Annotated in this window: 6 protein-coding genes; 3 read left to right on the forward strand and 3 right to left on the reverse strand. The window is 45.7% G+C overall.

The features are described 5' to 3' along the window. Nucleotides 1-56: 56 nt before the first annotated feature. The 3 genes from JKY90_02240 to ccsA form a co-directional block, all read right to left on the reverse strand. A complete protein-coding gene (locus tag JKY90_02240; GenBank protein ID MBL4851090.1) occupies nucleotides 57-1,736 on the reverse strand; it encodes an EAL domain-containing protein in 1,680 nt (559 codons plus the stop codon). Nucleotides 1,737-2,029: 293 nt separating this feature from the next. Then, complete coding sequence (locus JKY90_02245; protein MBL4851091.1) at nucleotides 2,030-3,304, reverse strand: HlyC/CorC family transporter; 1,275 nt, start codon at nucleotides 3,302-3,304, stop codon at nucleotides 2,030-2,032. Between the two features lie 314 nt (nucleotides 3,305-3,618). Then, on the reverse strand, nucleotides 3,619-4,449 hold the full coding sequence (gene ccsA / locus JKY90_02250; GenBank protein ID MBL4851092.1) for a cytochrome c biogenesis protein CcsA: 831 nt from the start codon (nucleotides 4,447-4,449) through the stop codon (nucleotides 3,619-3,621). 308 nt (nucleotides 4,450-4,757) lie between these two features. On the opposite strand from ccsA, the gene JKY90_02255 reads away from it, so the two are divergent. The 3 genes from JKY90_02255 to JKY90_02265 form a co-directional block, all read left to right on the forward strand. Continuing rightward, nucleotides 4,758-5,597, forward strand: a complete 840-nt coding sequence (locus tag JKY90_02255; GenBank protein MBL4851093.1) for a 3',5'-cyclic-nucleotide phosphodiesterase — start codon at nucleotides 4,758-4,760, stop codon at nucleotides 5,595-5,597. Nucleotides 5,598-5,698: 101 nt separating this feature from the next. Beyond that, the gene (gene ffh, locus JKY90_02260) at nucleotides 5,699-7,045 is read left to right on the forward strand and encodes a signal recognition particle protein (protein MBL4851094.1); all 1,347 of its coding nucleotides are present in this window, start codon (nucleotides 5,699-5,701) and stop codon (nucleotides 7,043-7,045) included. Between the two features lie 288 nt (nucleotides 7,046-7,333). Then, on the forward strand, nucleotides 7,334-7,662 hold a 329-nt coding region (locus JKY90_02265), incomplete at its 3' end, for a TetR/AcrR family transcriptional regulator (protein ID MBL4851095.1).

Here is a 7,662-nt window from a genome sequence, read left to right on the forward strand (position 1 = left end):
AATATAGTTTCAACCCTGGGGCCGTGGTGTTGTCGTAGTGAGTTTAATGGTTCTTGCTAAGGGGGAGCCGGTTTGCCGACGGAGAAGCCTTGGATATAGTCAACACCGATGTCGCTAAGCAGATCAATGGCTTGTGTGCTCTCGACGCATTCGGCGATGGTTTTATGACCCAGGGCATGAACCATATCGTTCATTGAGCGCACCATTGCCTGGTCGATCTTGTTGTCACAAATATTCTTGATGTAGGAGCCATCGAGTTTGACGTAGTCGGCAGGCAGGTGTTTTAAGTAGCTGAATGAGCAAAAACCGGTGCCAAAATCATCGAGCGCAAATTGACAGCCGATCGCGCGCAGGTTTTTGATAACCGTGTGGGTCTGTTCGAGATTGATGAGGCGGCTGGTTTCAGTCAACTCAATAATAACTCGCTGCGGCGCTACCTGAAAATGCTTGAGTCGTGCTTGAATGAGGCTGTGAAGCTGCGCATCTTCAAAGGCGTGCGCGGATAAATTAATAGCCAGTTGTTGTATTTTGGGTCGTTGGCTAAGTAATTGAATGGCATTATTAATGACCCAACGATCAACATCTATGATGGCGCCCGAACGTTCGAGGGCATGGATAAAGCGTTCGGGTTCGATGACCTCGCCACTATCGGCGTCGATAAGCCTTAACAGTGCTTCATAGTGGTTAATTTGTTGGCTATCAATCGCGCGGATAGGTTGCAAGTAGAGTCGTAAGCGGTTTTGTTCGATTGCCTCGTGGATGCGGTGATTCCAGTCGCAACCATGAGAGTGGTGGGAATCGTCATCATCTTGGTTGAAGAGATGACTGCGATTACGCCCGAGTTTTTTTGCTATGGCGGTGGCTTTAACGGCATCAGCAATGTATTCGGTAGCGCTAGTGCTAATATTATCGATAAGACGAATACCAATATTGCCGCTGACGATAAAACTGAAAGGTTCTCGGCTGTAGCGATAACTAGACAGTCGTTTTAAAATTTTATCGGCAACACCGTTGGTTTCGGTTGGGTTACTGTTAGGTAAGAATAAGGCGAATTCGTAGCCACCCATGCGACACAGCAAGTCATTTGGCTTGAGGCAGGAAGAGAGCAGATCTGCAATGTCTTTCAGCACGATGTCACTGTCACTGTGGCTGAGGGCTTGGTTGATAAGGTTAAGGTTGCGTAGTTCAAGGTAAAGCAGGCCGTGTTGATCTGTTTGTGTTGTCAACGTATGGATGTGACTTTGCAGATCAAGCTCCAAATAATGCCGATTGTAGGCTCCAGTAACGGCATCGTGCACAGTCGTGGTGTTGGCTAAATGGTTGTTGAGTTGGTGTTTGTCTATGCCGGTGATATAACCGAATAGTGCTTTGCCATTTTGCGTTGGTTTGCTATCGAGTGACAGGGCGATCCATAAGCTGTGTCCTGCTTTATGCAGTAATCGTATTTCACCGTTTACGCTGTCATCATCCGCCTCATGCATGCGGCGAATCATCGTTTGGCAGAGAGTCACATCATCAGGGTGAATATAGCTGCTAAACGGCTTGCTAAGTGTTATAGCGCATGAATGACCGGTTAATTTGTTCCAGGCTTGGTTTACATAGCTGAAATTGCCATGCGAATCGAGTTCAAAAATAACGCCACGAATGTTGTCTAAAATGCGCGATTCTCGGCTATCTTCTACGAAAATAGCACTATTCCCTGATGTTTTTGCCAAAAAACTATCGCTAGCGGTCATAGGTGGGGTCGTAGTCGTGGTTGCTGTAAGAGGTGACGATATGCCCTGAGAGCCAGGTTTCGCGAAAGTGCAGAGACACATGACTGCGCCTAATAATGGCAGCGCAGAAGGAAGAGAGCCTGTCTTGATTAAACCTTAGCGTAATACGCTCGGTGCACATTTAATCTACTGATTTTCAAAGCGCGAACAATACCATATATAAGTGAAGTGCGCAGTTTGTCTTGAGACGCACCAACAGTAGGCACTTTAGGCGATGAAGAGCTTTCTTAAATATTTTGACTCAAGGTTTTTATTCATGGCTTAATCAAAGCTTGCTTGATAAACGGGCGCAGCTGTACCACTCGTATGGCATTATCTTTTGTCTGTTTTATTTCCATGGAATGTCCTGAAATGAGCACGCTGGTGCCGCGTTCGGGTATCGATTCTAATGTTTCCAGAATTAAGCCATTAAGCGTTTTTGGGCCATCAGTATTGAGCCCAAGATCCAGCATACGGTTTAACATGCGCAGGGTAACACTACCCTCGATAATGTAACTGCCGTCTTTTTGTGCCTGAATTTCAGGGATGGTAGTGTCACGCGCTGTGGTGAATTCGCCAACGATCTCTTCAAGAATATCTTCCAGTGTGACCAAGCCTTGAATGTCGCCATATTCATCTACTACCAAACCGATACGGCGTTTTTCGCGTTGGAAATTAAGCAGTTGAGTGTTAAGCGGCGTTGCTTCAGGGACGAAGTAAGGGGGTCGTATGGCGGCTTCAAATACGTCACGATCTGACTCAGAATCTAACATCGTTAGTAGGTTGCGTGCATGGATATAGCCAATGACATTCTCGATCGAGTCTCGATAAACTGGCATGCGTGTGTGCTCGGCATGTTTTAGGTCGGCAATAATCTCTTTCCAACTATCATGGAGGTCGATACCAACAATTTCGTTGCGTGGCACCATGATGTCATTGACGTTGACCTTTTCCAGGTCAAGTATATTAATGAGCATTTTCTTATGGCGTTGAGGAATCATCGCTGCGGCTTCGTTGACAACGGTACGCAGCTCGTCACTATTAAGGTTTTCTTGTTGACGTGAATTTGCTGAGACACCAAAGAGAGACAATATGCCATTGGCAATAGTGTTAATTATCCACACTACGGGGTAAGTGATTTTCAATAAAGGTTTGATTACAAATGCAGCAGGAAAGGCGATTTTTTCAGGGTGTAAAATAGCCAGTGTCTTGGGTGTTAGTTCTGCAAAGATCAGCACTACGATAGTAAGCGCCACTGTTGCCAGCAATACAGCCCCTTCACCATAGAGTCGAACAACGATTACCGTTGCAATAGATGCAGCGGTAAAATTAACCAGGTTGTTGCCGAGCAGAATAAAGCCGATCAGGCGGTCGGGGCGCTCAAGTAATTCGGCAGTGCGGCGTGCGCCTTTTATTTTTGCGTTGCTCAAATGGCGTAGGCGATAACGGTTAAGGCTCATCATTGCAGTCTCAGACCCGGAAAAGCAGGCAGAGAGGATAATAAGTACGACAAGAATGATGGACAATGTATCGATCGATAGCTCATTCATGTGCAGGGTTTTCGGTTATTACTAGGGAGCCTTTGATTAATTCTGGGACAGCGAGATTGTGACTGAAATTTTTCAGGCCGAGACGCGAATCGCACCCCAAGAGTACTTCCTCAGGAATGCTAACGCATCCCTGAGGAAGTACTCTTGGGGTGGCAAGATTAGCAACGAAGAGCTGGAAAATTTTAGGTGCAAGATCGTGTTCCATGAATTAATCAGAGGCTCCTTAGTTTCATATGTTGGCGCAATGCTACGGTGGTGAGAGTGTAGCGGCCAGGGACGGTATAGGGGATAGCATAGACTTATTCAGTGGTTTGCTAGCGGCCGAGCACAAGTTCTTGTACTAATTTGCTGCCAATATAGGCAAGCAGTAGTGCGACAAAGCCGACTAAGGTCCAGCGAATAGCGATACGGCCACGCCAACCATATTGCCAACGCCCCCACAGCAAAATAGCGAAAACCAACCAGGCAATAATGGCGAATACAGTTTTATGCACTTTGTCTTGGGCAAACATATCGTCCAGACTGACAAAGCCACTGAATAAGGAGACGCTGAGAAAAGCAATGCCCACAGTAATCATTTGAAATAAGAGAGATTCCATGGTCTCCAGTGGTGGTAGAGCGCGGACAAAACCGCCGGGGTGACGGTTGTGCAGATGTTTATGCTGTATAGCGACTAAAATCGCTTGCACTGAGGCCAAGCTTAAGACTGCATAAGCCAGTAATGAGGTGAGTATATGGATACCGAGTCCCAACGCCATATCACTGCTGATGACATGGTCAGAGGGCAGAAATATTTCCAAAGCTAACGCAAGTGCTGCCAGCGGTAATAAGACGATACCGATATTTTCGACAGGGCTTTTGATGGAGGCGAGGAGTAACAGTAACGCGATAAACCACAATAGCAATGAAATGGCATTAAAAAAGCCAAGGTTAAGGCCAGCATCAGTAACAAGTAAGTGATACAGCACAATACCGTGCAACAGCACAGCTATTAAGCCAAGACCCAGTAGCGAGGCCTTGTATTTGGCGGCGGGTTTGGCAGCGGTAATAGCAGCGCCTTTTACCAAGCGTGCGCCCAAGAGCCCACCTGATGCCAGGTAGAGTACGATTGCAACGATACTGATAACCGTAAGATAGGCGTTCATAGATGAAGGTCGAACGAAAGTTCGGGAGGCTCTGAATAAGTCTGGTTGAATTTAGGCTGAGATAAAATCGTTGCAATGGGTGTCGAAGTGAGCGGCAATAGTGGTTCTATTGTTGCGATCTTCGACGCCCATTGGGGCGATTTTAGCCAGCGTAAAACAATCATGACTTGTTCAGAGCTTCCCTTACAGTCCATAGGGGTTCTATTCTAGCGAGAGATGGTTGAGTTGAGTAGCGCTATTACGCGTTATTGTGTAATTAATAGAGAGAAACGGAATTTATTGGCATATTTGTTAAAGAATGCTCAATTTTGGATAAATTTTTGCAAGTCAGGCTATTTTTTGCCGCTAGCACTGACAACAGTGGATCAAGCTATGAGGGACGTATGAAGCTGCGGGTATTAGGTTGCAGCGGAGGTATTGGGGATGCTCGGCGAACAACATCGTTGGCATTGGATCAGGACATACTGATTGATGCTGGCAGTGGTGTTGGTAATCTTTCGCTTGTCGAAATGGCTGAGATTCACCATATTTTCATTACCCATTCACATCTTGATCACATCGCGTTTATCCCGCTGTTACTTGACAGTATTTTTGATGCTATCACCACGCCAATTATTATTTATGGCCAGGCTGAAACATTAGCTGCATTGCGCGTACATATTTTTAATAATGTGATATGGCCTGATTTTTCGGTTTTGCCAACCGTAGACAAGCCTGTATTTCGCTATCAAGAAATGACGATCGGTGAGGTGATTGAGTTAAATGGCCGCCGTATTAGTATGTTGCCAGTACAACATACAGTACCGGCTGTGGGTTATTACGTCGAGTCTGATAGCGGCGCTTTTGCCTTCAGTGGCGATACTAGCGTCAACGACTGCTTGTGGCGTGCACTCAATGATCGGCAGCGCCTGGATTTCATTATTATTGAAGCTGCATTTGAAGACAAAGATGCGCAGCTTGGTAAGCTGGCAAAGCACTATACACCACAGGTTTTAGCAAAAGACCTAAAAAAACTTCACCATCACCCCAAAGTGTACATCACGCATAATAAGCCTGGAGCAGAAGAGAGAATAGCCGCAGAGTGTCGACAACACATTGGCGGTTATGAACTACATTTTCTCTGCGGTGGCGAAACCATCGCGCTATAATCACCCAAGGACACTTCATATTAATGAGGTTCCTTAATCACGAATTTCTTTTATTATTTTTTTGGCAGACAGTGTCTGCATTCTATCAAAAGTGATTGCTTATGCTTGAAGTATTAACCGAGCGACTAGGGCGCACCATTCGGAATGTTCGCGGTCAAGGTCGTCTTAGCGACAGCAACATTAAAGATACATTGCGCGAAGTGCGCATGGCCCTCTTGGAAGCCGATGTTGCCTTGCCGGTCGTTAAAGGGTTTATTGATAGAGTACGTGATGCAGCGCAGGGCGAGGCGGTACTTAAAAGCCTGACACCGGGCCAAGCCTTTGTCAAAATCGTCAATGATGAATTGGTTCACCTAATGGGTGAGGCCAATGTGCCGTTATCGCTGAACACACAGCCACCGGCAGTGATTTTAATGGCAGGTTTGCAAGGCGCAGGGAAAACTACTAGCGCTGCCAAGTTGGCGTTACATCTTAAACAAGATAAAAAATCAGTGATGATGGTGAGTTGTGACGTTTATCGTCCCGCAGCCATACAACAATTGGAGATACTTGCCAAAGAAACTGATGTAGCATTTTTTGCTAGTACGGTTGATCAAAAGCCCGTTGATATTGCCGCCGCTGCTATTGCGCATGCACGGCGTCAGGCGATTGATGTGGTGATTGTTGATACTGCTGGTCGTTTGCATATCGATGAAGCCATGATGGCTGAAATCAAGGCGCTGCATGCCACACTTGAGCCGATTGAAACCTTGTTCGTTGTCGATAGCATGACCGGTCAAGATGCGGCCAATACTGCCAAAGCCTTTGCCGATGCGCTGCCACTAACGGGTGTTATCTTAACAAAAATGGATGGTGATGCACGCGGTGGTGCCGCTTTATCTGTGCGCCAGATCGTTGGCAAACCGATTAAGTTTCTTGGTATGGGCGAAAAAATTGCTGCCTTGCAGCCGTTCCACCCTGAACGCATGGCATCGCGTATTCTTGGCATGGGTGATGTGCTAAGTCTGGTAGAAGAAGCGCAGCGCAACGTTGATCACGATAAAGCGCAAAAATTAGCCAACAAGCTGAAAAAAGGCAAGCGATTTGATCTTGAAGATTTTCGCGATCAATTAAAGCAAATGCAGAGCATGGGGGGCGTTGCTAGCCTGATGGATAAACTGCCGGGAATGGGTAATGTTTCGCCACAAATGAAAGAGCAGGTAAACGATAAAGAGTTTCTAAAAATGCAAGCGATGATCAATTCCATGACGCCGCATGAGCGACGACTGCCAGCAGTCATTAAAGGCTCAAGACGCCGCCGCATTGCACTGGGTTCGGGTACGCAGGTGCAAGATGTTAATCGTTTGCTCAAACAATTCACTCAGATGCAAAGAATGATGAAGCAATTTAAAAAAGGTGGCATGTCAAAAATGCTCAAACGTATGATGCCTGGTATGCGCTTAGGTTAAACCTAAATAAATCAGTTAAATCTACTGTGGACGCCTAATGCACTAAACCTAACGTATTTTTGCTAATTGTAGACTCACCCGTAGAGTAACTACGCGATCGTCTAAAATTAGCAAAAAATACTTTATCTTCATCACTTTAGACGCCCTCGCTACGATTCAACTGATTTATTTAAGATAATGAACACGCTGAATTGGATTGATAGGTTTCAGTACTTGACAACACAACAACGTTCAATAAAATAAACACCGTTTAATTGAGTGTAATATTCATGATAATAGGCAACATTCATGGCGAGACGTAATGATCACAGCCGAGAACAGCTACGAGATCTAGCGATACAGGCTGTGCTAAATCTTGTCGATCATGATGCGTTTGTCAGCGTGACAGCCCGCTCTGTTACTCAGGATATGGGTTATACGGTCGGTACCTTATACCTTGTATTTCGTAATTTCGATGATTTGCTATTACAGGTGAATGCCGAATTATTAAAACGCCTTCATTCAGATATGCAGTTTGCGGTAAAAATGAAGTGGATCCACAAACCACGATCTTTACACTGGCAAAGTGCTACTTTTCCTTGGCAGAGCAATATCCTGGACGCTGGCAACTGTTATCT

The organism is Gammaproteobacteria bacterium, from assembly GCA_016765075.1.
Lineage (GTDB): Bacteria > Pseudomonadota > Gammaproteobacteria.